We start from the raw sequence: 24,594 nt of genomic DNA, 5'->3' as shown, positions 1-24,594 counted from the left end.
CAGCCGCGCAACCAGTCATTGCGTTTATATCGGCAGACGCCTAATCTCGCACAAACCCGCATAAAGACGCATAAACATGCAAAACACTCATCAAGCCATTGACCTGCCTTCGTTGCGCAAACAGAAGATCTTGTTGCTGCTGGAGCGCGACGGCAAAGTGACCGCATCCGAATTGGTGGATCACTTTGCCGTGTCCCAGGACACCATCCGCCGCGACCTCGGTGAACTGGCCGCCGCCGGCCTGTTGCAACGCGTGCACGGCGGTGCCCTGCCCCGGCCCAAAGACACCGGCAAAGACTTCTTCACCCGTGTGGGCGAGACCAATGAGGTCAAACGCCACCTTGCGCGCCTGGCCGCCGATCGCGTGGAAGACGGCCAGATCGTGCTGTTCGACTCCGGCTCGACCACGCTGCAAATTGCGCAATCCCTGCCACGCGCGATCCGCCTGACGGTGGTTACGCCGTCGCCGATGATTGCCATCGCCCTGGCCGACCACCCGGATGTGAAAGTGATTGTGGCGGGCGGCCAACTCAACCCTGCCACCTTGTCCACCAGCGGCCACGAAACCGTGCGCCTGATCCAAAGCATCAAGGCCGACCTGCTGTTTACCGGGGTGTGCGCGTTGCATCCGCAGGTGGGCATCAGCTCGTTGCATTTCGACGAAGTGGCGGTCAAGCAAGCGTTGCTCGACAGTGCCTCCCATGTGGTGGCGGTGACCATGGCAGACAAGCTCGGCGCGGTGGAACCCTTTGTGGTGGGCCCGTGCAGCCGCATCCATACGCTGATTACCGAGTGGCACGTACCGAGTGTCGAAGCCTATGAGCAGTTAGGGCTGGAAGTGCTGCGCGTGGAGGTCGAGTAGGTACAAGGCATCGGCGGTGGCATGACCACTGGCGGTGTTGTCGAAGATGCACCAGGTGGGAATACCTGCGGCAACGTAGTGGCTCAGTTGCTGCGAGAATGCCTGCACGCGTTCCGGCCCATACGCGCTGTGATAAATACGCGGCGAGCCGTGCAATCGCCAATACTGCACGCCCTGCCAGCCGATGCCCGCGTCGATGACCGGCGGGTCGGCGACCACACGACCTATATGTAAATCCTGCAATAACGCCTCGGCCTCAAGCCAGCTGGCATGGCGCGGTTCCAGAACCACGGCACCGGCAAAACGTTGGCGTAGCGCCGTGAAAAACGGCGCAGCAATCGCCGCGTCATAGCCCAAAGACGGTGGTAATTGAATCAGCAGGCAGCCCAGCTTTTCACCCAGTCTCAAGCACTGCTCAAGGAATTCATCCAGCGCGGTTTCGCAGCGCTGCAAGCGCAATTCATGGGTGATGCGCTTGGGCACCTTGACCGAAAAACGAAACGCCGGCGGCACCGATTGGGCCCAGCGCTCATAGGTCTTGGGCAGGTGCGGGCGATAAAACGAACTGTTGATTTCCACGGCGTTGAAACGCGACGCGTAACGCTGCAGGTGTGTACCCTCGCTCGCAAACGCCGCCCACTGTTCACGCGGCAAACTCCACCCCGCGCAGCCCACATACAGCGCTGCCGTCAAAACAGCACCTTGGCGGCATCGCGCATGAAAATCTCGATGGTCTTGGGCCCGACTCCCGCAAATTCACCCAAGCGTTTTTCGAAGGCCTCACGGTCTTCGCTGGCGCTGCGAATATGGCTGATCTTGCCGCCATACTCGGCATTCAATTTGGCACTCAGGTCGAGCAAACGCTGCGCCGTGGTTTCGTCATAGCGCACGTAATGCGCGCGCCCAAGCATCGACACCAACTCCCTGGAGGTGCAGTGCTGCAACTTGCGCGCGGTATCGCGACCTTGCTCTTCAACAATCACCTTGTATGCCTGGGCAGCGATCGGCGCCTGAATGCGCTTGCCCATCAGGAAGCTGGCGATAAACCACTTGAACAGGCTGGCGTCGTCTTCAGGCCTTAATTCGATGCCCAACTGCGCAGCCGTAATCGACCTGGCCATGTTCAGTGGCCCAACTTGCGCTCAGCCTTGGCGGCTTGCTCGTTGATGGCGTCCGTTTGACGTTCGATGTCTTTGATCGACGTGGGCGTCAGCACCTTGTCGACACTTTCAGTTTTTGGGTTCGGGCGTTCCAGCGTGTGGCCCTTGTCGGCTTTTTCGGTGCCTTTTTGGGCGTCTTCGGAACTGATCGGGGTTGGGGTTTTATCGGCAGTCACAGTCTGTCTCCAAGCAGTTGAAGGCCCACAAAAAATAGCAGGCGCTTATGCAGCAGAGCCTGTCGAATTTCGATAGTTCAAGGAAATTGGCGTGCATGACCACCGGAGAAAAAACCGCGAATTAATTTAAACCTTTTGCCGAGGCGCCCCCTCAACAGTCAGGTACGGCATCACGCCACTGTCGATTTCAAGGAGATCCACCATGACTACTCTGCTGATGAAACAAATGGGCCTGACCTTTGTGCTGGTTGCAGGCTCGATTTCCACGGCCATGGCCGCAACGTCCAACAGCTTTGTCGACGACGCCGCCCAGGGCGGTATCACCGAGGTGGAAGCCGGCAAGCTGGCCCTGGAAAAAAGCAGCTCGGCCGACGTCAAGACTTTTGCTCAGCACATGGTCACCGACCACACCAAAGCCAATCAGGAACTGACGGCATTGGCGAAAAAGCTGGATATCGAAGTCCCCGATGACGCCGCCCTGACCGACAAGGCCAAAAAAGCCATTCTCGAAATGCGCGACGAGTCGTTCGACAAGGCCTACGCCAACAACCAGGTCGCCGCTCACGAAAAAACCGTCGAATTGTTCCAGAAAGAAGCCGCCTCCTCGGACAACGCCGAGCTGAAGGCCTTCGCCGCCAAGACCCTGCCGACCCTTGAAGCCCACCTGAAAATGGCCAAGGAGCTGCAAGCCAAACACGACCACTAAAACCATCCCTGACCCAGGAGACACTCGACCATGAGTTCGCAACTCAACGGCAAGAAAATCCTCATCATCACCTCCAATACCGGTATCGAACGCGATGAGCTGGTCAAGCCACTGGAAGCGCTGCGCGGCTATGGCGCCACGGTGACTCACGCGTCCAGCAAAGGCGGCACCACTCAGACCTTCGTCGGTGACACCGAGAAGGACAAGACCGTGGAATCCGACGTGCAATTGTCGCAGGTTACAAGCAGCGACTTTGACGCCCTGGTTATCCCGGGCGGCACCGTCAACGCTGACACCTTGCGCCAGGATGCCGCCGCGCTGCGCCTGATCAATGACTTCGTCAAGGCCGGCAAAACCATCGCGGCGATCTGCCACGGGCCATGGACGCTGATCGATGCTGGCGTGATCAAGGGCAAAACCCTGACCTCGTACAAAAGCGTGCGGATCGACCTTGAAAACGCTGGAGCCGCCGGTTGGGTGGATGCCCAGGTCAAGGAATGCAAGGCCAATGGCTGGACCCTGATCACCTCGCGTACCCCGGATGACTTGCCGGCGTTCAACGAAGCGATTGCTAAAGCTGTTGCGGGCTAAACCACCCGCTTGAACGTAAACAGGCGCCCAATGGGCGCCTGTTTGCGGTCTTCAATGGACTCAGCTTTTACGCTGCTCGGCCATTTCACGTTTTGGCCCGAACAAGGCCCAGACAATCAGCCCGAACAGCGGCACGAAAATCAGAATGATCAACCACAGCCCTTTGGTCTCCCAGCCACCGGTGCTGCGTAATACGACGTTGATCGCCCATAGTTCCAAGATCAGCAGAATCACGGCCAGAATGATCCAGATAGTTTCCAATTGCATAGCTCACCTCCTGAGGTCTATGCATTAGGTCAAGCAGATGGCCTGAGGGTTCCATTCGATTTTCAGCAAGGGCTCACGCCCAACGGTTGCAGCTAATCCTGCGTGACCTTCTAGACTCAAGACTGAATCACCTCGCCTGCACTGATTTAAGGAGGTTCAGGATGACCGAGCACGTTATCCACTTTCACTGCCAGATCGACCAGAGCACCACCGAGCGCTTTCGCGACTGTTGCCTGGACGCTATCGGCGAAGGCGCCAGTTCCCTGCTGCTGAACCTGTCGACCACCGGTGGCAGCACCAATTTCGGCTTTACCCTCTACACCTTCCTCAAGGCGTTGCCGGTGCCCTTGTGCGCGATCAACGCGGGCAACATCGAGTCCATGGGCATCATCATGTTCCTGGCGGCGAACCGACGCATCACCACGCCACACTCTCGATTCTTGATCCATCCGATGAACTGGTATTTCAGCCAGAGTTCAGTCGATCACCAGCGTCTGCGGGAATACCTGTCGAGCCTGGATAACGACCTGGCGCGCTATGTGAAAATCTATGAGTTGGAGACCACGCGAGCCGAGACCCAGCTGGACATTTTCAAGTGCCTGTCGGCTGAGGAAAAAGTCATCGCTGCGCATGAATCGCTGGCCTATGGCATCGCCCACGAGGTGCAACAGGTAGTGTTCGCCGAAGACATCAAGCATTGGAAGGTCAGCGGCGCATAGAGGCGGCGTATTGCAATCTGCCGCCTGCCCAACCATGCAAGCTGCACGAATCCGTTGCCTTGCATATCTTCTTATCTTATTGATTAATATAGATTTATTAAATTTATTCAAGTTGGTACAACTGATGCAACCTCCAGGGCACGAGGCGTGCACTTCGACACGCCCGAATGCTATCCGTGAGGTTTCACCATGAATGCAATCGACCTTCTCAAGGCTGACCACGAACGCGTCAAAGCGCTGCTGACCCAACTGAGCGAGTCCACCGAGCGTGGCGTCAAGAAACGCACTGAATTGCTGGCCAAACTCGAGATGGAAATCAGCCTGCACACCCGACTCGAGGAAGAGATCCTTTACCCGGCCTTCCGCAAGGCTGGCGGTAAAGAGCAGGACATCATGTACCACGAAGCCAAGGAAGAGCACCGCACCGTCGATGCCCTGGTGCTGCCCGACCTGAAACAGACCGAGCCGTCCACCACTGAGTTTTCCGGGCGCGTCAAAGTGGTCAAGGAACTGTTGGAGCACCACATCGAAGAAGAGGAATCCGAGATGTTCCCGCAGGCCAAGAAGCTGTTGGGCAAGACCGTGCTCGAAGCCCTTGGCGCAGAAATGGAAGCGATGAAAGCTGCGCACAAGAAAGCCCAGGGCGCCAAGCCGATCGCCGCCTGATGCCCGTTCGTCGCATGACCACGAACTATTTCAAACTTTGATTTCGATTACGCATTCCCAATTAGGCGACACCGTTGATTCATTCATTGAAGAGGGATTTTGAAATGGCTACCAGCGGAAAAACCACGACAGGTGCAGGCGGTAAAGCCAAGCCAGACACGGCCAAGAAAAGTGGCGGTCAAGGCTCCGGCGGCAATTTTGCCAACGACCGTGAAAAAGCTTCTGAAGCCGGCAAAAAAGGCGGAGCCCACAGCTCCGGCGGCGGCGCCAAGAAGTCTTGATTGAAGCACCACCGGGGCCCGGGTTTCCCGGGCTTCGGCCCACGCAAGGGGATTGAGTCATGAAGACCAGTATTTCCCACAGGATGTTGGTCGTCGTCGGCGTCTCAGCGCTGCTGGCAAGCCCTGCTTTCGCCGCCTTTGGCGATGCCGTCGCCCCCGCCGCGAATTCACTGAGCGGTAACAGCGCAGCAGGTTCTGCTCTGCCGCCAGGCACCTATCCGAGCAGCCCTTCCGACAGCGACAAAAAAACGGAAACGCCACCCAAAGAGAAGGCCTCGACGAGCGGGACTTCACACAAGCAACCCGACGCGAAAAAAACCCAGAAAAAGACGCCGCGCAGCGGCAGCAGCAACTAGCCACTCACAAGGGCCAGGTGAAACGCCTCGCCACCTACCTTGCTGCCGAGGCCACGGCGTGGCCTGGGACCAGCCGCGACCTCCCAGGAACTCAGGGCACCGGCAACCAACCGCTGAAATCACCCTGACGGTTCAACGGGCACCAGCCAAAGTCATCCAGCGGCGCTGGCAATGGCTGATGTTCGACGCCTTCCAACCCACTGCCCTTCCAATCGAAAATCCTCGCCCCTCGCCACCCCAGAACCACGCCCTGCGCCTGGCTTTGATCGGTAGTGATCCAGCGCGCCGCCGCGGCCGCCATGAAAGCCTCGATGGGCTCCTCGTCAATCTGTGATCGATACCCCGAGGCGAGCAGCCAGCGGCAGACGTTGAGGTGGTACGTCCAATCCAGCGGCGGCTGGTTGTGATAGGCCCAGGTCATGAAACTGCGAAACAGGTTCAACCCTTCCGGAGGATCCAGCTTGAGCAAGGCCGGGCAAATGTCGAACAAGCTGTGCCAATACGGTAATAAACGCGCATCCAGGTGCACGAAGCAGCGCGAATTGCTCGGGTAATCAGGCAGCGTCGGTTCGGCGCGCATACGCCGAGATGCCTTGCTGACCAGGCGACTGGCGCCTGCAGGCAATACAGAGATCATCAAATACACTCACAGTCGTGACGATAGAACGCCTCCTGAACACAGGAGACCCAAGGCACACGTCAGAATGCGGGGGAAGCGCGAGGGTTGGCCGAGGGCCAGGAATAACGCGGCGGCGCCTTGTTGCGCCGCTCATGGGCAGGACGTGGGGCGTGTCCGAGCCCCAACAGCCAGGCCAGCCCGATGAGGAACACGATGGCCACGGTGACGGCAGCGCATACCGGGCAGGCAAAGTAGTTCGAGATGTTGCCAGAAGACGGGTTACCCAACCCTTTGTCGGAAAGTGGCGCCTGGCTGCCGTCCACCGAGCAGAACGCACCGCCAATGCCGTTGAGCTGCTCGCCAAGCATCTGCCCATGGCCCAAACCGCAGACGAACAGGTTCATCAGCACGCAGAAGTACAGGGCCCAGGCGATCAGCGAACGGTCGGGGTGGCTCAATTTCATGGCGGCGACTCTACCACTGAAGCGCCAAAGGGATGAAGCACGGCGCGCCCTGTGGCAGAACGTCGCAGATTACGTGGGCTGGCCTGGGTTGGTAGACTGTGCGCCCGCATCATTACTCCTTTTCAAAGCCTGCTATGCCGTTGCAGAGTCATCCAGGCGTTTCACAGGATGCACAGTTGATGAGTACGTTATTCACCCGCCGCAAAGTGCTGACCGGTATGGGCCTGTTGGGCCTGGGCAGCCTGCTGGGCGGCTGTGATTACAGCCCCAAGCTGAACTTCAAGTACGGCAAGGACCTCAGTGACAAGATCATGGGCCGCACCTTCAAGCTCAAGAACACCGACGGTGAAACCGTCACCCTGAGCTCGTTTCGTGGCCTGATGCCGGTAGTGTTCTTCGGCTTTACCCAGTGCCCCGCCGTGTGCCCGACCACTCTGGCCCGCGCCGCCCAGGCCAAGAAGCTGATGGGCCGCGACGGCGAGATCATGCAAGTGGTGTTCATCACCCTCGACCCCGAGCGCGACACCCCGGCGATTCTCGACAAGTACGTCAAGGCCTTCGACCCAAGCTTTGAAGCGCTCTACGGCACCCCGGAAGAAATCGCCGTGGCCGCCAAGGAGTTCGGGATCTTTTATGAAAAGATCCCCGCCGGCGACACCTACACCCTGTCGCACACGGCCACCAGTTTCGTCTTCGACACCCGCGGCAACCTGCGCCTGGGCCTGTCGGCATCCCTTACCGCTAAAGAGTGCGCAGAAGACCTGCTCACCGTCATGGAGGTCTGCTAATGACTGCTGTTCAACACCTCAAGCGCACCCTGATCGGCCTGTCCCTGCTGGGCCTTGCGGCGCACGCCAGTGCCCAGGTGCTGGTGACCGACGCGTGGGTTCGCGCCTCTGTGCCGGGCCAGCCGTCCAGCGGCGCGTTCATGACCGTCACCGCCGACAGCGACAGCAAACTGCTCAGCGTGGCGTCGCCGGTGGCCAAGGACGTGCAGATCCATGAGATGAGCATGAAAGACGACGTGATGCGCATGGGCCCGGTGGACTCGGTCGCCCTGCCTGCGGGCAAGGCGGTCAAGCTCGACCCCAATGGTTACCACGTGATGCTGATGGGCCTGACCGGGCAAATCAAGGAAGGCGACCAAGTGCCGCTGACGCTGACGGTGGAGAACGCCAAAGGCGAGAAACAGTCGATTGAAGTCAAAGCGCCAGCCCGTGGGCTGGACGGTATGGACCACAGCACGATGCACTAAGCCACCTCGTGGCGAGCCGCGCCTCTTGCAACGAGCCGGCTTGGCGTGGCAAGCGGCTTGTGGTGGATGGCGGACTTAGCGTGGCGAGCGGGCTTGCCCCGCGTTGGGCTGCGCAGCGGCCCCAGTCAATCCACCGCAATCCATCAGCAATAACGCGGCGCCTGGTTTCAGGGCCGCTTCGCGCCCCAACGCGGGGCAAGCCCGCTCGCCACAACAGGCCCGTTCGCCACCCCAAAGCCGCTCGCCACGATAAGCTAGCCCAACACAACAAGCCCTTCCCAGCCCACGCCAACGCCATATCCAAAAGCTCTGCCCTCAACACTTTCTATATATTTTCAATCTACAAACAGACCCGATAGCCTGATGTTGACGCGCGCGCCTTACCGCGTTCGACGGCTCATCATTCCAACAATAATCGGGTACCTCTGTGAACACATCTCCCCGCGCCCTCAAAAGTCTGCTTCACCTGGCTGTGGCCTTCGCCCTGTTCCACAGCGTCGGCGCCCAGGCGGCCAACACCGGCGAACTGCCCTGCGCCACCACCGAACAATGCGCGGCCCAGGCGGCCAAAGTCGGTGCCACGCCCGACAGCGCGCAAACCGGGCACAACGCCAAGGGCGACCCGACCCAGACTCAATTCGCCTGGCTGAACCGCATCAACAAAGCCTCGGTCGTAATGCTCACCGAAGAAGGCATCGTGGCGCCGGCCATGGGCCAGAAGATCGCCGGTGGCGTGCGTTACGCCATTGCCCAGGCCGACCAGCCCGGCGGCAAGCGCCCCAGCGATGTGCTGCAGTTGGAAAAAATCATGACCGACAAGATCGGCCCTGAAGCCTCATTGATTCACTCCGGCCGTAGCCGCCAGGACATGCTCGCCACCTACCGCCTGGCCGCCCTGCGCAGCCAGGTGCTGGCCTACAGCGAGGCACTGAACGCCACCCGCCTGCGCCTGCTCGACATTGCCGACAAGAACGTCGACACCCTGGTGCCCGCCTACACCAACGGCGTGCAGGCCATGCCCATCAGTTACGCGCATTACCTGCTGGCGTTTGAAGCCGCCTTCGACCGCGATGGCCAGCGCATCCGCGAGCTGTACGCCCGCTTGAACCAGAGCCCGATGGGCACTGCGGTGCTGGCAAACTCGGCTTACCCGCTGAACCGCGAGCGCCTGGCTGAACTGCTGGGCTTTGATGGGGTGCGCGAGAACTCGCTGGATTCGAGCCAGGTCTCGACCTACGACATCCCCATCGAGGCGGCCAACCTGGCGTCATCCTCGGCAATTCGCGTGGGCGCGATGATTGGCGACATTCACACCCAGTACCACCAGATCCGCCCGTGGTTGTTGCTCGATGAAGAAGCCACCTACACCAGCAGCGCCATGCCGCAAAAACGCAACCCGGGCTTGCTGATGCGTGCACGTGAAAGCGCCTCGGACGTGGTCGGCCTGGCCCAGGCCGTGACGCTGCGCGCGCACAACGTCACCACGGGCATGACCGATTACAAGTTTGCCTTCGACTCGCTCGGCGTGTTCCGCTCGACCACCGAAATGTTCGAGGCCATGGACGCGGTACTCGACGCCCTGCAGATCAACCCGCAGCGCGCGCTGGAAGAACTCGAATCGGAATGGACCACCTCGATGGAGCTGGCCGACACCCTGGAGCGCCAATACAAGGTGCCGTTCCGCATCGGTCACAGCTTTGCCTCGTTGATCGTCACCCAAGCGCGCAGCAACGGCACCACGCCGAAGACCTTCGCCTACGCCGATGCGCAGAAGCTGTATAGGCAGGCGGCGGACACGTACAAGTGGACACCCAACACCTTGCCGCTGGATGAAGCGGGCTTGCGAGCCGCGCTGTCGCCGACCACCATGGTGCAGACGCGCAAAGGCACCGGCGGCCCGCAACCGCAGGAGGTCAAGCGCATGCTGGTGGAGGCGCGCAAGACGTTGGAGGGGGATCAGCAGTGGCTCAAGGAGCGACGTGAGAAGCTCAAAGGCGCCGAAGAAAACCTCGACACGGCGTTCGACAAACTGGCCAACACCAACGGTTGAAGCGCATTCCAAAGGTGAGAGCGGGCTTGCTCGCTTCCACCTTTTTGCGCCGGGTTCAGTTTGAAATCGCCATTTGCCGGCGCAACATCTCAGGATCTATCGACTTCTGCCACCGGCATATCGCCAGGCATGCCACACAGTTGCCCAGCACATTGGTCAGCGAGCGGCATTTCATCAACCGCTCCACTCCCAGCAATAATCCCACCGCTTCCAGCGGCACCCATTGCAGGATGTTCAAGGTCGCGATCAAGGTGAACAGCGCCGAACCTGCCACGCTGGTCGAACTTAACGAGGTGATCAGGCACGCCAGCAGGCAAACGGGACGGCGGTCAGTTCCATGGTGGGCTCGGTCATTATTTAACGTGGCTCGACCCTATCCGCCCGCCACGCGCAGCGGTAGACACAGATCACCGGCTTTTGTGGGATACAGGAGCTCGCGCTTGTTATCCTGCCCGCCCGGCTCTCATGGACGCGTGCTTATGCCGATCGACCCCGCTTTCATCCTTCACGAAACCGAGCACTGGCGGCTCAATCATCACCTGGCGTCAAAGCTGCCGGGCTACCTGATGCTGGGTGCTAAGTCGCCAATCGACTCGCTCGCCGACATGCCGGAAGCCGCGCTGGCTGAGCTGGGGGGCTTGCTGGCTAAAACCCAACGGGTGATCGAGGCGCAGCTGCAGCCCAAATGGCTGTACATCAGCCGCTACGGGCACATGCCCGGCTTCCCGCTGCACTTTCACTTCATCCCGGTGTACGACTGGGTCGAGCAGGCGTTTTGGCAGGACCCGCGATACCGCGTGCTGCAACGTTTTGGCACCCAGGAGCCAGCGCAGACGCTGACCGACGGGGCCGAGTTGACGCTGTTTGTGTGGCGCGAGTTCGGCGAAAGCCCAACGCCGCCGGCGGTTCAGGGGGACTCGGTTAAACAGGTGATCGAGCGACTGCGCACGGCCCTTCAAGCCCACCCCCAACCCCCTGTGGGAGCTGTCGAGCTTTAGCGAGGCTGCGAAGGCGGCGGCACTGCCGAAATAATTGTTGCCTGAACCACCGCTTTCGCAGCCTCGCCGGGGCTCGACAGCTCCCACAGCGATCATTGGTGTTAGCCGGAGCTAGTTCGCGTCCTCGGCAACCAGTCGCTTGGTCATCGGTATACACGCCAGTGTCAGCCCCGACGGCGAGTGATACACCGCTTGTTTGTCGCCCGCATAACCGCACGCTCTGTAGAAGCTCGCCGCGTTGAGCGTCGAATCCAGCACGACGTGCTCAATGGCCAGTGCCCGTGCGAGGTTTTCCAAGTGATCAAGCATTGCCTTGCCATACCCGCGTCCGGCAAATTCAGGGAGCACAAACAGCGCGCCCACTTCGTGGTTATCCGGGTCGAGCATCCCGGTGACCACGGGCTCGCCATTCACCCAGCCCAGGTAAAACGGCTTGTCCATCAGCGCGCTGTAGCCGTCTTCGGCGCGGCCGCGGGTCCACAGCAGCATCTGTTCGCGGCTGTAGGCGCCGATGCATTGGCTGCGGATGGCCAACAGGCGAATGTCGAACGCCGCCTGGGCGTCCGCTTGGGTGGCGCGTTTAATCTGCAGCATGCTTCTCTCCGTCCATGACCTCAACGTGCCATTAGTACACTTGTGCTAATCGACCCTTTTGCCCGGCGGCGCTATATTCCACAGCACTTCCAACGCTCCCCCCGGCACCGCACGCCTGTTGCGCGAGGGTGCCTTGCGCGCTGGAAAAACCCTGACAATCCCAAGGAAGAACCCTCATGAACCTGCACGCCTGCGTTACCCGTCTCACCCTGCTTGGCGCCCTGATTATCGGTGTTGCCGGTTGCAGCAACGTCAAGCCCAATGAAGACCATCTCAAGACGCTGTCGGAAACCAACCTCGGTGAGCCGGTCAAGCGTATCTCCAACGTGCGCAATGACTCCATGACCACCTACTACATCGCCAGCACCGCGTCTGGTGATTACAACTGCACCGTGCCCAGCGGTGCCAGCGGCGGCTTGTTCACCGTGGCCAGCTTTGGCCTGATGAAACCCAGCGCCTGGTGCATGCCCAAAGGCGGTCAGGCCGCACCGTTCATGCAATGACGGTTGGCTGGCTGAGGTCACGCAGCGTGCCGCGTAGTTCTGCAGGCCGCACCGGTTTGGACAAAATCGCGATCTTGCGGTCGTGCAGGGCAGCCTGGATTTTTTCCACGTCGTGCCCGGTCAGGATCAGCGCCGGCACCGCCCAGCCGCGTTGCTGGCGCAGGGCATCGATGCACTCGATGCCGGTGGCGTGGTTGCCCAGGTCATAGTCGGCGACGATGATGTCGCAGTCGCTGACCAGGCCCTGCCCGCTGGATTCGGCCTGCACCTCGCAGCCCCAGCGCTCCAGCAAGGCCTGGGTGGCCAACAGCACGTTGTGGTCATCTTCCACCAGGCAAACTTTCAGACCCGTCAGCAAGCCGGCCTGGCGCGGGTCGTCTCGCGCCGCCGGTTGGCGCGGCGCCGTCGCCAGTGCCAGGCCGTACAGGCTCACGGAGGTGCCATGGCCCAGCCGAGAACGCAGGCTCACGTGCACGCCCATCAACTGCCCCAGTCGCTTGACGATGGACAGCCCCAGGCCCACGCCTTCGACGTCCTTGTCACGCAGCTGGCGTACCCGATAGAACTCTTCGAAGACCTTCGCCTGATGCTCCTCGGCAATGCCCCGCCCCTGGTCGTGCACCTGAAGCGACACGCCGCCGTTGCGAAGGCGCGCGCCGATAAGTACTGGCCGCTGCGCGCCATATTTGAAGCAATTGGAGAGCAGGTTTTGCACCATCGTCGCCAACATCGCGGGGTCGACCTGCACCCAATACGCACACGGCCGCAGGCGCAGTTGCACCCCGGCCCAATGCGCCGCCTCGGCGTGCTGGTGCACCAGGTCGGCGAGGAATTCGCCCAGGTGAATCACTTGGTATTTGGGCAACAGCCTGCCGTTGTCGAGGGTGTAGAGGTCGAGAATCGAACGGAACAGCTGCGACACGTTGAGCAGCGAGCGGTCGATATTGTCCACCAACCGCTGCTCGTCATGCCCAAGCTTTGCCTCACGCAAACACGCCGTAAACAGCCCGATGGAGTGGATCGGCTGGCGCAGGTCGTGACTGGCCTGGGCCAGAAACCGCGATTTTTCCAGGTTGGCCGCGATGGCTTCTTCGGACGCCTTGCGCGTGCGCTCGAGCAAAATATGCGCGTACACCGGGATCACCGTGCTGGTGATCATCAGCATCAGCACCATGAACGGTTGCGCCTGCCACAGGGGCGTCAGCCGGTACACGATCAGCAGCGCGAGCAACGCCAGCCCCGTGGCAATCGCCAGGTAGCGCGAGCCGTAGCGCATGCCGTTGCCCAGGTTGACCCACACCATCACGGCATACAGCGGCAATGCCGCTTCACCGCCCACCACCAGCCCGAACGAGGTGCCGGTGTAGTCGTGGATCATGCCCAGCACCCGCCGCGTCGGGTAATGCCCGGGCCAGCGCGCGATGACCTGGCGCAGCGCGATGGAGGCCAGCAGGAACGCAACGATGTACAGGATCACCGGCACGTAGGTGTCCACCGACTGACCGGGAAAGAACCCCAGCGCGCCGATGTAGATAATCGCGATGGCGGCCACCACGATGCGCAGGTTGGCCTGATCGAGTTCGGAGTGGGTCTCATGACTCATGGATGACGTCCTTGTGCGGCAATCGATCTGTCCGGAACGCGCCAGAAGCGTCCCTGTGGCGCGGTGCTAAAGTAGCATGGCACAGCACTCGCTTGCCCCAGGAAGGAGCACACCATGACCGGCCGGATCATCATAGCCGACGACCACCCGATGTTTCGCGAAGGCATGCTGCGCACCGTGCAGCGCCTGCTGCCCGAGGCCGTGGTGCAAGAGGCCGGCGACCTGGACGCGGTGCACGCATTGACCCGCGACGGCAGCGATATCGACACACTGATCCTCGACCTGCGCTTTCCCGGCCTGACCTGCATGAGCCAGCTGGCCGAGCTGCGCCAGCACTTGCGGCGCAGCACCTTGATCGTGGTGTCGATGGTGGATGACCCGGCGCTGATCGAGCAGGTCATGGCGCTGGGTGCCGACGGGTTTATCGGCAAGAACATCACCCCGGACGAAATCGGCCAGGCGCTTCTGGCGATTCGCGACGGCGAAGTGCTGGTCAAGTTCGCGCCCTCCGGCCTGCTGCCCCTGGGCACCCCCACCCTCACCGCGCGCCAGCAAGAGGTGCTGCGCCTGATCGCCCAAGGCAAGACCAACAAGGAAATCGCCAAAGCCCTGGCGATCTCGCCATTCACCGTGCGCATTCACGTGTCGTCGCTGCTGCGCAGCTTGAAGGTGCCCTCGCGCGCGGCAGCGGCCGTCAAGTACTGCGCCGAGCGCTAGGCGTTTTCGTTGCCGGGGCGCGTGAAGGAATAACGGTCGATGTCCGTTCGCAGCGTCCAGCCCTGCCCTTGCCAATACGCGGCGGCATGGGTGTTGGTCTTGAATACATCGAGGTGGCATTTGCCGATGCCCAGTTGCTCCAGCGCACCGAGGCAGCGCTCGACCAGTGCCTGGGCGATGCCTTGGCGGCGATAGTCCGGCAGCACCAGCAGGTGTTGCAGATAGCCACGCCGGCCATCATGGCCGCACATCACGCAGGCGATCACCCGGCCGGCGGCGTGGGCGACAAAACTCATCTCGGGGTTGCGCGCCAGGTAGCGCTCGGTGGCCTCGCGTGAATCGGCGTCGCGCAGGGAAATGCCCGGGGTGTTTTGCATCAGGGCGAGGACGGCGTCGTAGTCGGCGGGGGTCATTACACGGATCGTAGGCATGGCGTCTGTCCAATGTGGGAGCGGGCTTGCTCGCGAAGGCGATGGCTCAGTGAAAGCTATATTGACTGAAATCCCCCATGCGCGGGCAAGCTCGCTGCCACATCGGTTCTGCGCCATTCAGCGCGATCGGGTCAGCCGCTCTGCATCCGATATTTATGCTCTGTTCCCAGCTTAATAATATTTTATTAAAAATCGCCCTCCCCCTAGCCTTGACGCCATGCCCAAGCTGAATCCAACTGCATTACGCAAGGACAGACACATGACGCAAGCAATAACAAAAACAGACACCCTGGTTGTGGGAGCCGGTCAGGCTGGCGTGGCCATGAGCGAACACCTGAGCAAGCACGGTGTGCCGCACCTGGTGCTGGAGCGCAGCCGCATCGCCGAGCGCTGGCGCACCGGGCGGTGGGATTCGTTGGTGGCCAATGGGCCGGCCTGGCATGACCGTTTTCCAGGCCTTGAATTCGATGACGTCGCCGCCGATGGTTTCGCGCCTAAAGAGCGCGTGGCCGATTACTTTGAAGCCTATGCGCGCAAATTCAACGCGCCGATCCGCACCGGCGTGGAGGTGACCTCTGTGGTGCGCAATGTCGGCCGCCCGGGCTTTACCGTGCACACCAGCGAAGGCGTCATCGAAGCCAACCGCGTCGTCGCGGCCACCGGGCCGTTCCAGAAACCGGTGATTCCAGCAATTGCGCCCAAAGACACCGCGCTGCACCAGATCCATTCCGCCGACTATCGCAACCCTGCGCAACTGCCCGCCGGCGCCGTGCTGGTCGTGGGTGCCGGCTCGTCCGGCGTGCAGATCGCCGATGAATTGCAGCGCTGCGGCCGCCAAGTGTACCTGTCGGTCGGCGCCCACGACCGCCCGCCGCGTGCCTACCGCAACCGCGATTTCTGCTGGTGGCTGGGCGTGTTGGGCGAATGGGATCAAGCCGCGATGAAGCCAGGCCGCGAGCACGTGACCATTGCAGTGAGCGGCGCCCACGGCGGCAAGACCATCGATTTTCGCGAGCTGGCCCAGCAAGGCATGACCCTCGTCGGCCTGACTCAATCCTTCAACGGCAGCACCGCCACCTTCCAGGCGAATTTGGTGGACAACCTGAAACGAGGCGATGAGAACTACCTGGCCCTGCTGGACGCGGCAGATGCCTACATCGAGCGCAATGGCCTCGACCTGCCGATGGAACCCGAAGCACGCCGCGTGTTTCCCGACGCCGAATGCATCAAGCACCCGATCCTGGAACTGGACCTGGCAGAGGCCGGTATCACCTCGATCATCTGGGCCACCGGCTTTGCCGTGGATTACAGCTGGCTGAAGGTCGATGCCTTTGACGCCGCCGGCAGGCCGCAGCACCAGCGCGGCGTGGCCCCCGAGTCGGGGATTTACTTCCTCGGTTTGCCTTGGCAATCGCGCCGTGGCTCGTCCTTTATCTGGGGCGTTTGGCATGACGCCAAGTACGTGGCCGACCACATTGCCATCCAGCGCCAATACCTTGAGTACCGTGAACCCGCACCGATTGTTCAACCCTCACCTGTCAGCGCCTGATCACTTTTTTCTGGAGTTTTTTGATGCCTACTCACACGCGTATCCGCATGTTCAACACCAAGGAAACCTACCCCAACCAGAGCCTGGACAACGACCTGTGCCAGGCCGTGCGCGCCGGCAATACGGTGTATGTGCGCGGCCAGGTGGGCACTGATTTTGACGGCAACCTGGTTGGCCTCGGCGACCCGCGCGCGCAAGCCGAGCAAGCCATGCGCAACGTCAAGCAACTGCTTGAAGAAGCCGGTTCCGACCTGAGCCACATCGTCAAGACCACCACCTACCTGATCGACCCGCGCTACCGCGAGCCGGTGTACCAGGAAGTCGGCAAGTGGCTCAAAGGCGTGTTCCCGATTTCCACCGGGTTGGTGGTGTCGGCCCTGGGCCAGCCGCAGTGGCTGATGGAAATTGACGTGATCGCCGTCATCCCCGAATAAGGAGCCGCACATGACCTTTTCAATCGTCGCGCGCTGCGCGGACACCGGCCAGCTGGGCATCGCCATCAGCTCATCGAGTATCGCCGTGGGCGCGCGCTGCCCGTGGCTGCGGCCCGGTGTGGGCGCGGTCTCGACCCAGAACATCACGCTGCCGGCCCTGGGCCCGGACGTGCTCGACCTGCTCGAACACGGCCTCGCGCCGGCCGAGGCCGTCGACAAGGCCCTGACCCGCAACGGCTACAGCCAGTACCGGCAACTGACGGCGATTGATCACCTGGGCCGCAGCGTGCATTTCAGCGGCAGCGAAACCCTCGGTACGCACCACGCGGTGTCGGGCGAACAATGCGTGGCGGCGGGCAATATGCTCGCTGACCGCGCGGTGATCGAGGCGATGGTCACGGCCTTCGAGCAAGGCGAAGGCCAACTCGCCGACCGCCTGCTGGCCGCCATGCACGCGGCCATCGCCGCCGGTGGCGAAGCCGGCCCGGTGCACTCTGCCGCCTTGGTGGTGGTGGGCGAACTGACGTGGCCGATCATCAACTTGCGGGTGGACTGGGCCGATGAACAGCCGATCGGCGAACTGCAAAAACTGTGGGACGCCTACCGCCCACAAGTGCAGGACTACATCGACCGCGCGCTCGCCCCCGACCGCTCGCCCGGCTACGGCGTGGCCGGGGACGAGCGATGAGCACCAGCCGCCAATTGCTACAGACGCTGGTGGGCTTCGACACCACGAGCCGCGAATCCAACTTGCAGTTGATCGCGTTCGTGCGCGACTACCTGGCCGAATTCGGGGTGACCAGCGAGCTGGTCTACAACGCGCAGCGCAGCAAGGCCAACCTGTTTGCCAGTGTCGGCCCGACGCAGGTGCCGGGCATTGTGCTGTCGGGGCACACCGACGTAGTGCCGGTGGATGGCCAGCCGTGGACCGTGCCGGCGTTTGAGTTGACCGAGCGCGACGGCAAGCTGTTTGGTCGCGGCACGGCGGATATGAAGGGGTACATCGCCTGTGTGCTGGCGCTGGTGCCGGCGTTAGTGGAAGCCGACTTGCGCCTGCCGGTGCACATCGCCCTGTCTTACGACGAGGAAGTCGGCTGCCTGGGCGTGCGCTCCTTGCTGGCGGTGCTGGAGCAGAGGCCGGTGAAGCCGATGCTGTGCATCATCGGCGAGCCGACCGAACTCAAACCGGTGCTCGGCCACAAGGGCAAATTGGCGATGCGCTGCGATGTACATGGCGAGGCCTGCCATTCGGCGTATGCGCCGTCTGGCGTGAATGCGATTGAGCATGCCGCCGAGTTGATCGGTGAGCTGGGGCGGATTGGCCAGCGACTGCGCGAGCAACAGGACCCGCGCTTTGATCCGCCGTTCAGCACGGTGCAGACCGGAATGATCTCGGGTGGCAAGGCGCTGAATATCGTACCGGCAGACTGTCGGTTTGATTTTGAGATTCGCGCCTTGCCGTCGCAGGACCCAGGCGACGTGGCGTCAGCGCTGCGGGCCTACGCCGATCAGCAGGTGCTGCCGCGTATGCAGGCGGTGAGCGCGCAGAGTGCGATTCGGTTTACCGAGTTGTCGGCGTATCCGGGGCTGGTGACCGATGAGCGCAGCCAGGCAGCGCAGCTGATCGCAGCGTTCAGCGGTTCGCGGGATTTCGGCACCGTGGCGTTCGGCACTGAGGGCGGGTTGTTTGATGCGGTGGGTATTCCCACGGTGGTGTGTGGGCCCGGGAGCATGGACCAGGGGCACAAGCCGGATGAGTTTGTCAGTGTGGCGCAGTTGCAAGGCTGCGATGCCATGTTGCAACGGATGCTGGACTCAATTCGCGCCTGAGCCGCCAGGCTGTCAAACCCGCACAGCAACGATGAGGGGGAGCAAGTCCCCTCTCACCGTCAAGGGTGTGTTCGATCCTGGCGTGGCGCCGCGCCCGTCGACTCGCGCTCAATGAGTTGCACCTCCAGCATCGGCGGCGCCTCACAGGCAAGCCCGGCGAGACGATCAATCAGGTACTGCGCGGCCAGTTCGCCGATCTGCCGGTCGGGCACCTGAACGGTGGTCAAGGCAGGCCGACTGTGGGCCGCGATCTCGATGTCGTCGAACCCGCAAATGGACAATTGGTCGGGCACCGCAATGCCCAGCGCCTGGGCTTCCAGCAATGCGCCAATGGCAAGCATGTCGTTACCGCAAATGATCGCAGTGGGCGCCGGTTGTTGGCTCATGATGTGTTGGAGGCTGGCGCGGGCAAACGCGACGCGCCCCTCGTTCAGGCTCTGGGCGCGAATGGCCTGATGCTGAGGCCGCAGGGCCAGCCCTTGTTCGGCCAGGGTGGCGTGCACGGCCTGCAGCCGGGCCTGGATGCGGCCGTTGTCGGTGACCGACTGGAAAATGATGCCAAAACGCTGATGCCCCAACGCCAGCAGGCGCCGGGTAATCATTGCGTAGGCCTGCCCATGGTCAAACCCGGCGCAGGGGTGCCGCGCACCGGCGCGCTTGCCAAAGGTGACCACATACGGCGTGCCTTTGGCATCTAGCTGATCAAATAACGCATCGGGGTAATCATCCCCAAGCAGTGCCAGCGCATCGACGCCACGCGCCAGCATACCTCTGGCCTGACGATAACCTTCGCCCGGGTCATACGCCGAGCAGGCGACAAACACCGCCAGCCCCTGGGCGCCCAAACGGTTCTGGAACGCCTGCAACTGCTGGTGAAATTTCTCGTGTTCCAGGGTCGGCACGATCACGCCGATGGTGTACGAACGCCTGGAAACCAACGAACGCGCCGCCGCGTTGGGCACCCAGTCCAGTTGGTCGATGGCCGCGCGTACCTTGGCGCGGGTTTTCTCACTGACGCGTTGCGGCTCATTCAAATAGCGCGAAACCGTTGCGGTCGACACATTGGCGATCCGGGCGACATCGGCGAGCACCGGTTCCTGGGAAATGGGCGCATGAGGCGTGTCGCGGGGCGTGGTGATTGCAGCGGGCATAGGTGGCTTCATGTCAAAAAGTAAGCGTTACGCACAACCTAAGCGGGCACCTCGGCGCAGTCAATGAATCGTTGACAGCCAGCAAACTGAAAATCTAGGATGTAAGCGCTAGACAAAAATAAACATTTTCAACATACGTTGTTTATATTGGGCACTCTGCGTTAAAGGTTAGTGCACCCAGGGACGATTTTTGTCGGGATGACAAACGATTACATAATGCCATGTGCTGCCACGTCAGCCGGGAAGCCGGGCCAACGTGCCGGGTCAGCGCACGCTGTCAAAAACAATAAAAAGAGACATCCATCATGAGTCAGACACCTGCACACCCGGTTGCGCCACCGCGCATTCGGCGCCAGCAAACCCTTGCCCTCAGCCTGCTGGTGCTCAGCGGCATCATCAACTACCTGGACCGCGGCACGCTGGCCGTTGCCAATGAATTCGTGCGCGCCGACCTTGATCTGTCGCTGGGCGAAATGGGCATCCTGCTCTCGGCTTTTTCCTGGAGCTATGCGCTTTGCCAACTGCCCGTCGGCGCCCTGGTCGACCGCATCGGGCCACGCTGGTTGCTGGGCGGCGGCCTGGTGCTGTGGTCCCTGGCCCAGGCGGCTGGCGGCCTGATGTCGAGCTTCGGCTGGTTCTTGCTCGCCCGCGTGCTACTGGGAATCGGCGAGTCGCCGCAATTCCCGTCTGCCGCGCGGGTGGTGAGCAACTGGTTCCCACTGCGCTCACGCGGCACGCCCACCGGCATCTTCAATTCAGCCTCGCCGCTGGGTATCGCGCTGGCCCCGCTGTGCCTCTCGGCGCTGATCGCGGCACTCGACTGGCGTTGGGCGTTCTACCTCACCGGCGCCGCCGGGCTGTTGGTCGCGGTGGTCTGGTTGGTGGTCTATCGCGACCCGGTCAAGGACACGCTCACCGAGGAAGAACGTCGCTACCTGTACAGCGATGAACCCCACGTCACCACCCCCAAGGTCACGTTCGCTGACTGGCGCGCACTGTTCTGCCACGCGACAACCTGGGGCATGATGCTCGGCTTCATGGGTTCGGTGTACTTGAACTGGGTTTACCTGACCTGGCTGCCCGGCTACCTGCGCAGCGCCCGGCACATGAGCCTGGAGATGAGCGGCGTGGCTGCTGCGATTCCGTTCCTCTGCGGGTTTATCGGCGCGCTGGTCGCCGGCTGGGTGTCCGACCGCATCACCAGGCGCAGCGAAACCGCGGTGCTGGGACGCCGCAACGCGATGGTCGTCGCGATGGTGGGCATGGTGATTTTCACCATCCCGGCCGCGCTGGTAGAGAGCAATGTCATCGCCGTGGCCTGCATTTGCGTGGTGATCTTTTTGGCCAACGCGTCCTCGGCGTGCGCCTGGTCTTTGGCCACCGCCGTCGCGCCGGCCAATCGCGTGGCCTCACTGGGGGCGATCCAGAACTTCGGCGGCTTCCTGGGCGGCGCACTCGCGCCGATCATGACCGGCTACATCGCCCAGACCTGGTCGTTCGTGCCCGCACTGCTGACCGGCGCCGCCATCGCCATGCTCGGCGCCCTGTCGTACCTGTTCCTGGTACGCCACCCCATCCCCGACACCCCGCCAGCCCGCGCGGTCACCGCCGTGGCGGCTCACCCATGAACATTCATCCAGAGGACGCCGCTATGCCCCGCCCTGCCCAACCTGTCATCGAAGGCATCGTGCCGGTGATGCTCACGCCCTTTGACGAGACTGGCCACATCGACTTCCCCGGCGTCGACCGCTTGATCGAGTGGTACCTGGGCCTTGGCTGCGACGCGTTGTTCGCAGTGGCGCAGTCCAGTGAGATGCAATGGCTGAGCCTCGATGAGCGCACGCAACTTGCCCGGCATGTGGTTGAGCGAGTGGCCGGGCGAGTGCCGGTGGCGGTGTCCGGCCATATCAGCGACTGCCTCGAGATCCAAGTGCACGAGCTTAATGCGATGGCCGCCAGTGGCGCCGACGCGGTGGTGCTGGTGACCAACCACCTTGACCCGCAACGCCAGGGCAGCAAGGTGTTTCTCGATAACCTGCACACCCTGCTCGAACGCCTGCCCGTTGACGTGCCCTTGGGCCTCTACGAGTGCCCGGCGCCCTACCGTCGCTTGCTCAGTGACGAGGAGCTGCAGGCCTGCATCGACAGCCAGCGTTTTATCATGCTCAAGGACGTGAGCTGCGACCTGCAAGTGGTCAAGCGGCGCGTTGCCTTGGCGCAGGGCTCGTCGCTGCGCATTCTCAACGCCAATGCGGCGATCGCCTGGGACGCCCTGCAAGCCGGGGCCGCAGGCTTCAATGGCGTGTTTACCAACTTCCACCCCGACCTGTATCAGTGGCTGCGCCTGCATGGCGCACAACACCCGCCACTGGCGCAAGAGCTCGCGACCTTTCTGGTGCTGGCGGCCACCACAGAAGGCATGGGCTACCCGGCCCTGGCAAAAATCTACCACCAGCGGATCGGCACCTTCGCGTCCATACGTTGCCGGGTGATCGACTACGACGTGCGCGAACGCCATTGGGCCCTGGACGCCGTGCTCGATAAAATCGTCGCGGGTACCGAACACTTTCGCGCCAGAATCCGCGCGCTCGATACCCTGCAGGCGACACTGCCGGGAGAACCGCGCCATGGCGGATAACCGTGTCATCTGCGTGGGTTGCGCGCTGTGGGACACCATCTTCAGCGTGGATCACATCCCGTCGCGCGGTACCAAGATTCTCCCCCGCCAGGCGGTCCAGGCCGCGTCAGGCATGGCCACCGCCGCAGCGGTAAGCATTGCGCGCCTGGGTGGCCCGGTTGCCCTGTGGGCGCGTATCGGCGACGACGCCACCGGCACAATGCTCATCGATGACCTGAGCCAGTCCGGCGTCTGCACCGCATGGATTCGCCAGGTGCCTGGCGGGCGCACGCCGTTCTCGACCATCCTGGTGGACCGTGACGGCGAGCGGCTCGTCGTGCCGTTCATCGACCCCACACTGGAAGCCGACGCCGCCTGGCTGCCCCTCGACGACATCGCTGGCGCGGCGGCGGTAATGGCCGACATGCGCTGGCTGCAAGGGGCTCACGCAGCTTTCAGCGCCGCCCGGCGGCTGGGCGTGCCGACCCTACTGGATGCCGACGTCGCCGCCGTGCAAGACCTTAACGCGCTGATCCCCCTGGCAGATCATGTGCTGTTTTCCGAACCGGCCTTGCAGTTGCTGGCTGGCAACGTCCCGCCCGAAGAGGCGTTGTTGGCCCTGGCGTCGCGCTGCGAAGCCAAGGTGATCGGCGTCACCCTGGGCGAACGCGGCTCGCTGATCTGGCAGCGCGAAGCGGCGAGCACTGCGGTGCAACACTTCACGACACCCCACATTCGCGCAATCGACACGCTCAACGCCGGGGATGTCTGGCATGGCACCTATGCGTACGGCCTGGCGCATGGCTGGACGCTGGCCGAGCGCGTGCGCGCCGCGAGCGTTGCCGCCGCGATCAAATGCGAAGTGTTTGGCGGCCACCGGGGCGCGCCGACCCTGGCACAATTGGTCGCGCGCCTGGGCGCAGAAATGTCGCCGTGCTAACCCAGCAGCCGCGCGAGCTCTTCGCGGCAGTAGTCGACGAACAGTTGCACCGGCTTGGTCAGCGGCGCGCGACGCAGCCAGACTGCCGAAAGCCCTGAGCCGGTCACCGTCTCTGCCAACGGTACACACACCACCTTCTGGCCATCGTAGGTGTATTCGGTAAACGGCTTGGTCACCAGGATCGAAAACCCGAACCCCCTGCCCACCATGCCCCGCACCATCTCGATCGACGGCGAGCTGAACACGATATTGGGTGTCAGCCCGCGCTCTTCAAAGATGCTCACGAAGTAGGTGCGGCTCGGCAGCACATCCAGCAAGATCATGGGCTCCAGCACCAAGTCCGCCAGCGATACCCTGGCCTGCTGCGCAAAACGGTGATCCGCCGGCAGCAAGGCATACGGCTGTTGCGGCGGCATCAGCGGCGTGGTTTCAATCGTGCCGCCCAGGTCATGCTCGAACAGCATCGCCACATCGATACTGCCCGCCGTCAGCGCCTGCACCAGTTCTTGCTGCTCGCCATCACGAATACGGATTTCCACTCCCGGCCACAGCGCCTTGAAGCCCGCGATCAAACGCGGCAGGTACAAGGGCGCCACCGTTTCAAAGCAGCCAATATCGATCTGCCCCGCCACCACATCGTTGTCGGCCAAGGCGTTCTGCTCGAACTCATGGGCCACCCGCAACAGCTCCAGCGCCTTGCGATAAAACCGTGCGCCGCTGGGCGTGAGTGAAACGCCCTGAGCGTGATGGCGGATAAACAACTGCACGCCAAAGCTGTCTTCCAGTTGCTTGATCGCGGTGGAGACCGACGGCTGCGCGATATACAGCTTGCGCGAGGCCTCGGCGACGCTGCCGCACTCGGCTGTGGTAACAAAATATCTGAGCTGGCGCAGGTTATAGGCAGCCATCGGGACCTCCGGAAACGTGGGACTTCGCCCCAAACAAGTGCGCGAAAATCGGCTTTTTCACACTGATTCAAGCCCCTGCAACATACCGGAGCAAAAAATCCGGCGAGATACTTTTTTTAAGGTCTATAGCAACAAACTTACTAATTT

30 protein-coding genes and 2 pseudogenes are annotated in these 24,594 nt (G+C 62.1%); 20 read left to right on the top strand and 12 right to left on the bottom strand.

Going from position 1 to position 24,594, the window contains the following annotated elements; genetic code table 11:
• Positions 1 to 76 precede the first annotated feature (76 nt).
• A complete protein-coding gene (locus AACW30_RS15030; RefSeq protein ID WP_119735377.1) occupies positions 77 to 862 on the top strand; it encodes a DeoR/GlpR family DNA-binding transcription regulator in 786 nt (261 codons plus the stop codon).
• On the opposite strand, the gene AACW30_RS15025 is transcribed toward AACW30_RS15030, so the two are convergent.
• The 3 genes from AACW30_RS15025 to AACW30_RS15015 are packed head-to-tail and all read right to left on the bottom strand — an operon-like array spanning position 827 to position 2,198.
• Complete coding sequence (locus AACW30_RS15025; protein WP_234452706.1) at positions 827 to 1,555, bottom strand: DUF72 domain-containing protein; 729 nt, start codon at positions 1,553 to 1,555, stop codon at positions 827 to 829. The genes AACW30_RS15030 and AACW30_RS15025 overlap by 36 nt on opposite strands.
• On the bottom strand, positions 1,552 to 1,983 hold the full coding sequence (locus AACW30_RS15020) for a DNA methylase (RefSeq protein WP_106580142.1): 432 nt from the start codon (positions 1,981 to 1,983) through the stop codon (positions 1,552 to 1,554). The genes AACW30_RS15025 and AACW30_RS15020 overlap by 4 nt, the downstream gene beginning before the upstream one ends.
• A gap of 2 nt (positions 1,984 to 1,985) precedes the next feature.
• A complete protein-coding gene (locus AACW30_RS15015) occupies positions 1,986 to 2,198 on the bottom strand; it encodes a hypothetical protein (protein WP_200625182.1) in 213 nt (70 codons plus the stop codon).
• Between the two features lie 202 nt (positions 2,199 to 2,400).
• On the opposite strand from AACW30_RS15015, the gene AACW30_RS15010 reads away from it, so the two are divergent.
• Together AACW30_RS15010 and AACW30_RS15005 are read left to right on the top strand one after the other, a co-directional pair.
• The gene (locus tag AACW30_RS15010; protein WP_106580144.1) at positions 2,401 to 2,904 is read left to right on the top strand and encodes a DUF4142 domain-containing protein; all 504 of its coding nucleotides are present in this window, start codon (positions 2,401 to 2,403) and stop codon (positions 2,902 to 2,904) included.
• 30 nt (positions 2,905 to 2,934) lie between these two features.
• On the top strand, positions 2,935 to 3,495 hold the full coding sequence (locus AACW30_RS15005) for a type 1 glutamine amidotransferase domain-containing protein (RefSeq protein WP_106580145.1): 561 nt from the start codon (positions 2,935 to 2,937) through the stop codon (positions 3,493 to 3,495).
• A 60-nt stretch (positions 3,496 to 3,555) separates the two neighbouring features.
• On the opposite strand, the gene AACW30_RS15000 is transcribed toward AACW30_RS15005, so the two are convergent.
• Entirely contained in the window at positions 3,556 to 3,762 is a 207-nt protein-coding gene (locus tag AACW30_RS15000; protein WP_106580146.1) for a PLD nuclease N-terminal domain-containing protein, read from the bottom strand.
• Between the two features lie 161 nt (positions 3,763 to 3,923).
• On the opposite strand from AACW30_RS15000, the gene AACW30_RS14995 reads away from it, so the two are divergent.
• From AACW30_RS14995 to AACW30_RS14980, 4 genes and pseudogenes are all read left to right on the top strand, one after another.
• On the top strand, positions 3,924 to 4,481 hold the full coding sequence (locus AACW30_RS14995; protein WP_119735380.1) for an ATP-dependent Clp protease proteolytic subunit: 558 nt from the start codon (positions 3,924 to 3,926) through the stop codon (positions 4,479 to 4,481).
• Between the two features lie 189 nt (positions 4,482 to 4,670).
• A complete protein-coding gene (locus AACW30_RS14990; RefSeq protein WP_106580148.1) occupies positions 4,671 to 5,147 on the top strand; it encodes a hemerythrin domain-containing protein in 477 nt (158 codons plus the stop codon).
• Between the two features lie 170 nt (positions 5,148 to 5,317).
• Positions 5,318 to 5,428: pseudogene (locus AACW30_RS31550) on the top strand (KGG domain-containing protein); the annotation flags it as partial.
• A 59-nt stretch (positions 5,429 to 5,487) separates the two neighbouring features.
• Complete coding sequence (locus tag AACW30_RS14980) at positions 5,488 to 5,784, top strand: hypothetical protein (protein ID WP_200625181.1); 297 nt, start codon at positions 5,488 to 5,490, stop codon at positions 5,782 to 5,784.
• Between the two features lie 91 nt (positions 5,785 to 5,875).
• Here the strand turns inward: AACW30_RS14980 and AACW30_RS14975 are convergent, their stop codons facing one another.
• Entirely contained in the window at positions 5,876 to 6,421 is a 546-nt protein-coding gene (locus AACW30_RS14975; protein ID WP_200625180.1) for a putative natural product biosynthesis protein, read from the bottom strand.
• A 62-nt stretch (positions 6,422 to 6,483) separates the two neighbouring features.
• On the bottom strand, positions 6,484 to 6,867 hold the full coding sequence (locus AACW30_RS14970) for a DUF2946 domain-containing protein (RefSeq protein WP_119735384.1): 384 nt from the start codon (positions 6,865 to 6,867) through the stop codon (positions 6,484 to 6,486).
• Positions 6,868 to 7,046: 179 nt separating this feature from the next.
• On the opposite strand from AACW30_RS14970, the gene AACW30_RS14965 reads away from it, so the two are divergent.
• The 3 genes from AACW30_RS14965 to AACW30_RS14955 all read left to right on the top strand — a co-directional run bounded on the left by AACW30_RS14965 (position 7,047) and on the right by AACW30_RS14955 (position 10,172).
• Entirely contained in the window at positions 7,047 to 7,655 is a 609-nt protein-coding gene (locus tag AACW30_RS14965; protein ID WP_119735385.1) for an SCO family protein, read from the top strand.
• The gene (locus AACW30_RS14960) at positions 7,655 to 8,122 is read left to right on the top strand and encodes a copper chaperone PCu(A)C (protein WP_106580154.1); all 468 of its coding nucleotides are present in this window, start codon (positions 7,655 to 7,657) and stop codon (positions 8,120 to 8,122) included. The genes AACW30_RS14965 and AACW30_RS14960 overlap by 1 nt, the downstream gene beginning before the upstream one ends.
• Positions 8,123 to 8,549: 427 nt before the next feature.
• Positions 8,550 to 10,172, top strand: coding sequence for an argininosuccinate lyase (locus AACW30_RS14955; RefSeq protein ID WP_200625179.1), 1,623 nt, complete (start codon positions 8,550 to 8,552; stop codon positions 10,170 to 10,172).
• Positions 10,173 to 10,227: 55 nt separating this feature from the next.
• On the opposite strand, the pseudogene AACW30_RS14950 reads toward AACW30_RS14955, so the two are convergent.
• Positions 10,228 to 10,485: pseudogene (locus tag AACW30_RS14950) on the bottom strand (cation:dicarboxylate symporter family transporter); the annotation flags it as partial.
• A 166-nt stretch (positions 10,486 to 10,651) separates the two neighbouring features.
• Between AACW30_RS14950 and AACW30_RS14945 the strand changes: the two are divergent.
• Positions 10,652 to 11,170: an HIT family protein gene (locus AACW30_RS14945; RefSeq protein ID WP_200625178.1), complete on the top strand. Its 519-nt coding sequence runs from the start codon at positions 10,652 to 10,654 to the stop codon at positions 11,168 to 11,170.
• A 111-nt stretch (positions 11,171 to 11,281) separates the two neighbouring features.
• Here AACW30_RS14945 and AACW30_RS14940 read toward each other — a convergent pair whose 3' ends face one another.
• Entirely contained in the window at positions 11,282 to 11,764 is a 483-nt protein-coding gene (locus AACW30_RS14940) for a GNAT family N-acetyltransferase (RefSeq protein ID WP_169366445.1), read from the bottom strand.
• 176 nt (positions 11,765 to 11,940) lie between these two features.
• Here AACW30_RS14940 and AACW30_RS14935 point away from each other — a divergent pair, with 176 nt between their 5' ends.
• A complete protein-coding gene (locus AACW30_RS14935; RefSeq protein ID WP_200625176.1) occupies positions 11,941 to 12,267 on the top strand; it encodes a hypothetical protein in 327 nt (108 codons plus the stop codon).
• On the opposite strand, the gene AACW30_RS14930 is transcribed toward AACW30_RS14935, so the two are convergent.
• The gene (locus tag AACW30_RS14930; RefSeq protein ID WP_200625175.1) at positions 12,257 to 13,870 is read right to left on the bottom strand and encodes an ATP-binding response regulator; all 1,614 of its coding nucleotides are present in this window, start codon (positions 13,868 to 13,870) and stop codon (positions 12,257 to 12,259) included. The genes AACW30_RS14935 and AACW30_RS14930 overlap by 11 nt on opposite strands.
• Positions 13,871 to 13,984: 114 nt before the next feature.
• On the opposite strand from AACW30_RS14930, the gene AACW30_RS14925 reads away from it, so the two are divergent.
• Positions 13,985 to 14,587 (top strand): LuxR C-terminal-related transcriptional regulator, encoded by a 603-nt coding sequence (locus AACW30_RS14925; protein WP_106580164.1) that lies wholly within the window; start codon positions 13,985 to 13,987, stop codon positions 14,585 to 14,587.
• Here the strand turns inward: AACW30_RS14925 and AACW30_RS14920 are convergent.
• On the bottom strand, positions 14,584 to 15,018 hold the full coding sequence (locus AACW30_RS14920; protein WP_169366443.1) for a GNAT family N-acetyltransferase: 435 nt from the start codon (positions 15,016 to 15,018) through the stop codon (positions 14,584 to 14,586). The two genes, AACW30_RS14925 and AACW30_RS14920, sit on opposite strands and share 4 nt — an antisense overlap.
• Before the next feature lie 217 nt (positions 15,019 to 15,235).
• Here AACW30_RS14920 and AACW30_RS14915 point away from each other — a divergent pair, with 217 nt between their 5' ends.
• The 4 genes from AACW30_RS14915 to argE are packed head-to-tail and all read left to right on the top strand — an operon-like array spanning position 15,236 to position 18,831.
• On the top strand, positions 15,236 to 16,567 hold the full coding sequence (locus AACW30_RS14915; protein ID WP_442793540.1) for a flavin-containing monooxygenase: 1,332 nt from the start codon (positions 15,236 to 15,238) through the stop codon (positions 16,565 to 16,567).
• A gap of 23 nt (positions 16,568 to 16,590) precedes the next feature.
• Positions 16,591 to 17,001 carry a RidA family protein gene (locus AACW30_RS14910; protein WP_010171793.1) on the top strand — a complete coding sequence of 137 codons (411 nt, stop codon included), beginning with the start codon at positions 16,591 to 16,593 and terminating at the stop codon, positions 16,999 to 17,001.
• Between the two features lie 10 nt (positions 17,002 to 17,011).
• The gene (locus tag AACW30_RS14905; RefSeq protein WP_106580167.1) at positions 17,012 to 17,689 is read left to right on the top strand and encodes a DUF1028 domain-containing protein; all 678 of its coding nucleotides are present in this window, start codon (positions 17,012 to 17,014) and stop codon (positions 17,687 to 17,689) included.
• Positions 17,686 to 18,831 (top strand): acetylornithine deacetylase, encoded by a 1,146-nt coding sequence (gene argE / locus AACW30_RS14900; RefSeq protein WP_200625172.1) that lies wholly within the window; start codon positions 17,686 to 17,688, stop codon positions 18,829 to 18,831. Before AACW30_RS14905 ends, argE begins: the two co-directional genes overlap by 4 nt.
• 59 nt (positions 18,832 to 18,890) lie before the next feature.
• Here the strand turns inward: argE and AACW30_RS14895 are convergent, their stop codons facing one another.
• On the bottom strand, positions 18,891 to 19,982 hold the full coding sequence (locus tag AACW30_RS14895) for a LacI family DNA-binding transcriptional regulator (protein WP_200625171.1): 1,092 nt from the start codon (positions 19,980 to 19,982) through the stop codon (positions 18,891 to 18,893).
• A 305-nt stretch (positions 19,983 to 20,287) separates the two neighbouring features.
• Here AACW30_RS14895 and AACW30_RS14890 point away from each other — a divergent pair, with 305 nt between their 5' ends.
• The 3 genes from AACW30_RS14890 to AACW30_RS14880 are packed head-to-tail and all read left to right on the top strand — an operon-like array spanning position 20,288 to position 23,539.
• A complete protein-coding gene (locus AACW30_RS14890) occupies positions 20,288 to 21,610 on the top strand; it encodes an MFS transporter (RefSeq protein ID WP_200625170.1) in 1,323 nt (440 codons plus the stop codon).
• Positions 21,611 to 21,633: 23 nt separating this feature from the next.
• Complete coding sequence (locus tag AACW30_RS14885; RefSeq protein WP_200625169.1) at positions 21,634 to 22,620, top strand: dihydrodipicolinate synthase family protein; 987 nt, start codon at positions 21,634 to 21,636, stop codon at positions 22,618 to 22,620.
• Positions 22,610 to 23,539, top strand: coding sequence for a PfkB family carbohydrate kinase (locus AACW30_RS14880; protein WP_200625168.1), 930 nt, complete (start codon positions 22,610 to 22,612; stop codon positions 23,537 to 23,539). The genes AACW30_RS14885 and AACW30_RS14880 overlap by 11 nt, the downstream gene beginning before the upstream one ends.
• On the opposite strand, the gene AACW30_RS14875 is transcribed toward AACW30_RS14880, so the two are convergent.
• Positions 23,536 to 24,447, bottom strand: coding sequence for a LysR substrate-binding domain-containing protein (locus tag AACW30_RS14875; protein ID WP_124417115.1), 912 nt, complete (start codon positions 24,445 to 24,447; stop codon positions 23,536 to 23,538). The two genes, AACW30_RS14880 and AACW30_RS14875, sit on opposite strands and share 4 nt — an antisense overlap.
• Positions 24,448 to 24,594: the final 147 nt, after the last annotated feature.

Source organism: Pseudomonas sp. MF6747, from assembly GCF_963890955.1.
GTDB lineage: Bacteria > Pseudomonadota > Gammaproteobacteria > Pseudomonadales > Pseudomonadaceae > Aquipseudomonas.
Note: the sequence above shows the minus strand (reverse complement) of the source record. Positions and strands in the feature narration are given on the sequence as shown.

Excerpts from the sequence above, each read along its gene's own strand:
- AACW30_RS14965 (WP_119735385.1), top strand. The coding sequence starts at position 7,047 with ATGAGTACGTTATTCACCCGCCGCAAAGTGCTGACCGGTATGGGCCTG.
- AACW30_RS14975 (WP_200625180.1), bottom strand. The coding sequence starts at position 6,421 with ATGATCTCTGTATTGCCTGCAGGCGCCAGTCGCCTGGTCAGCAAGGCA.
- AACW30_RS14915 (WP_442793540.1), top strand. The coding sequence starts at position 15,236 with ATGCCCAAGCTGAATCCAACTGCATTACGCAAGGACAGACACATGACG.
- AACW30_RS14910 (WP_010171793.1), top strand. The coding sequence starts at position 16,591 with ATGCCTACTCACACGCGTATCCGCATGTTCAACACCAAGGAAACCTAC.
- AACW30_RS14980 (WP_200625181.1), top strand. The coding sequence starts at position 5,488 with ATGAAGACCAGTATTTCCCACAGGATGTTGGTCGTCGTCGGCGTCTCA.
- AACW30_RS14970 (WP_119735384.1), bottom strand. The coding sequence starts at position 6,867 with ATGAAATTGAGCCACCCCGACCGTTCGCTGATCGCCTGGGCCCTGTAC.
- AACW30_RS14960 (WP_106580154.1), top strand. The coding sequence starts at position 7,655 with ATGACTGCTGTTCAACACCTCAAGCGCACCCTGATCGGCCTGTCCCTG.
- AACW30_RS14895 (WP_200625171.1), bottom strand. The coding sequence starts at position 19,982 with ATGCCCGCTGCAATCACCACGCCCCGCGACACGCCTCATGCGCCCATT.
- AACW30_RS14945 (WP_200625178.1), top strand. The coding sequence starts at position 10,652 with ATGCCGATCGACCCCGCTTTCATCCTTCACGAAACCGAGCACTGGCGG.
- AACW30_RS14880 (WP_200625168.1), top strand. The coding sequence starts at position 22,610 with ATGGCGGATAACCGTGTCATCTGCGTGGGTTGCGCGCTGTGGGACACC.
- AACW30_RS14995 (WP_119735380.1), top strand. The coding sequence starts at position 3,924 with ATGACCGAGCACGTTATCCACTTTCACTGCCAGATCGACCAGAGCACC.
- AACW30_RS14920 (WP_169366443.1), bottom strand. The coding sequence starts at position 15,018 with ATGCCTACGATCCGTGTAATGACCCCCGCCGACTACGACGCCGTCCTC.
- AACW30_RS14940 (WP_169366445.1), bottom strand. The coding sequence starts at position 11,764 with ATGCTGCAGATTAAACGCGCCACCCAAGCGGACGCCCAGGCGGCGTTC.
- AACW30_RS15020 (WP_106580142.1), bottom strand. The coding sequence starts at position 1,983 with ATGGCCAGGTCGATTACGGCTGCGCAGTTGGGCATCGAATTAAGGCCT.
- AACW30_RS14990 (WP_106580148.1), top strand. The coding sequence starts at position 4,671 with ATGAATGCAATCGACCTTCTCAAGGCTGACCACGAACGCGTCAAAGCG.
- AACW30_RS15010 (WP_106580144.1), top strand. The coding sequence starts at position 2,401 with ATGACTACTCTGCTGATGAAACAAATGGGCCTGACCTTTGTGCTGGTT.
- AACW30_RS14935 (WP_200625176.1), top strand. The coding sequence starts at position 11,941 with ATGAACCTGCACGCCTGCGTTACCCGTCTCACCCTGCTTGGCGCCCTG.
- AACW30_RS15005 (WP_106580145.1), top strand. The coding sequence starts at position 2,935 with ATGAGTTCGCAACTCAACGGCAAGAAAATCCTCATCATCACCTCCAAT.
- AACW30_RS14890 (WP_200625170.1), top strand. The coding sequence starts at position 20,288 with ATGAGTCAGACACCTGCACACCCGGTTGCGCCACCGCGCATTCGGCGC.
- AACW30_RS14905 (WP_106580167.1), top strand. The coding sequence starts at position 17,012 with ATGACCTTTTCAATCGTCGCGCGCTGCGCGGACACCGGCCAGCTGGGC.
- argE (WP_200625172.1), top strand. The coding sequence starts at position 17,686 with ATGAGCACCAGCCGCCAATTGCTACAGACGCTGGTGGGCTTCGACACC.
- AACW30_RS15000 (WP_106580146.1), bottom strand. The coding sequence starts at position 3,762 with ATGCAATTGGAAACTATCTGGATCATTCTGGCCGTGATTCTGCTGATC.
- AACW30_RS14885 (WP_200625169.1), top strand. The coding sequence starts at position 21,634 with ATGCCCCGCCCTGCCCAACCTGTCATCGAAGGCATCGTGCCGGTGATG.
- AACW30_RS14875 (WP_124417115.1), bottom strand. The coding sequence starts at position 24,447 with ATGGCTGCCTATAACCTGCGCCAGCTCAGATATTTTGTTACCACAGCC.
- AACW30_RS14930 (WP_200625175.1), bottom strand. The coding sequence starts at position 13,870 with ATGAGTCATGAGACCCACTCCGAACTCGATCAGGCCAACCTGCGCATC.
- AACW30_RS14925 (WP_106580164.1), top strand. The coding sequence starts at position 13,985 with ATGACCGGCCGGATCATCATAGCCGACGACCACCCGATGTTTCGCGAA.
- AACW30_RS15030 (WP_119735377.1), top strand. The coding sequence starts at position 77 with ATGCAAAACACTCATCAAGCCATTGACCTGCCTTCGTTGCGCAAACAG.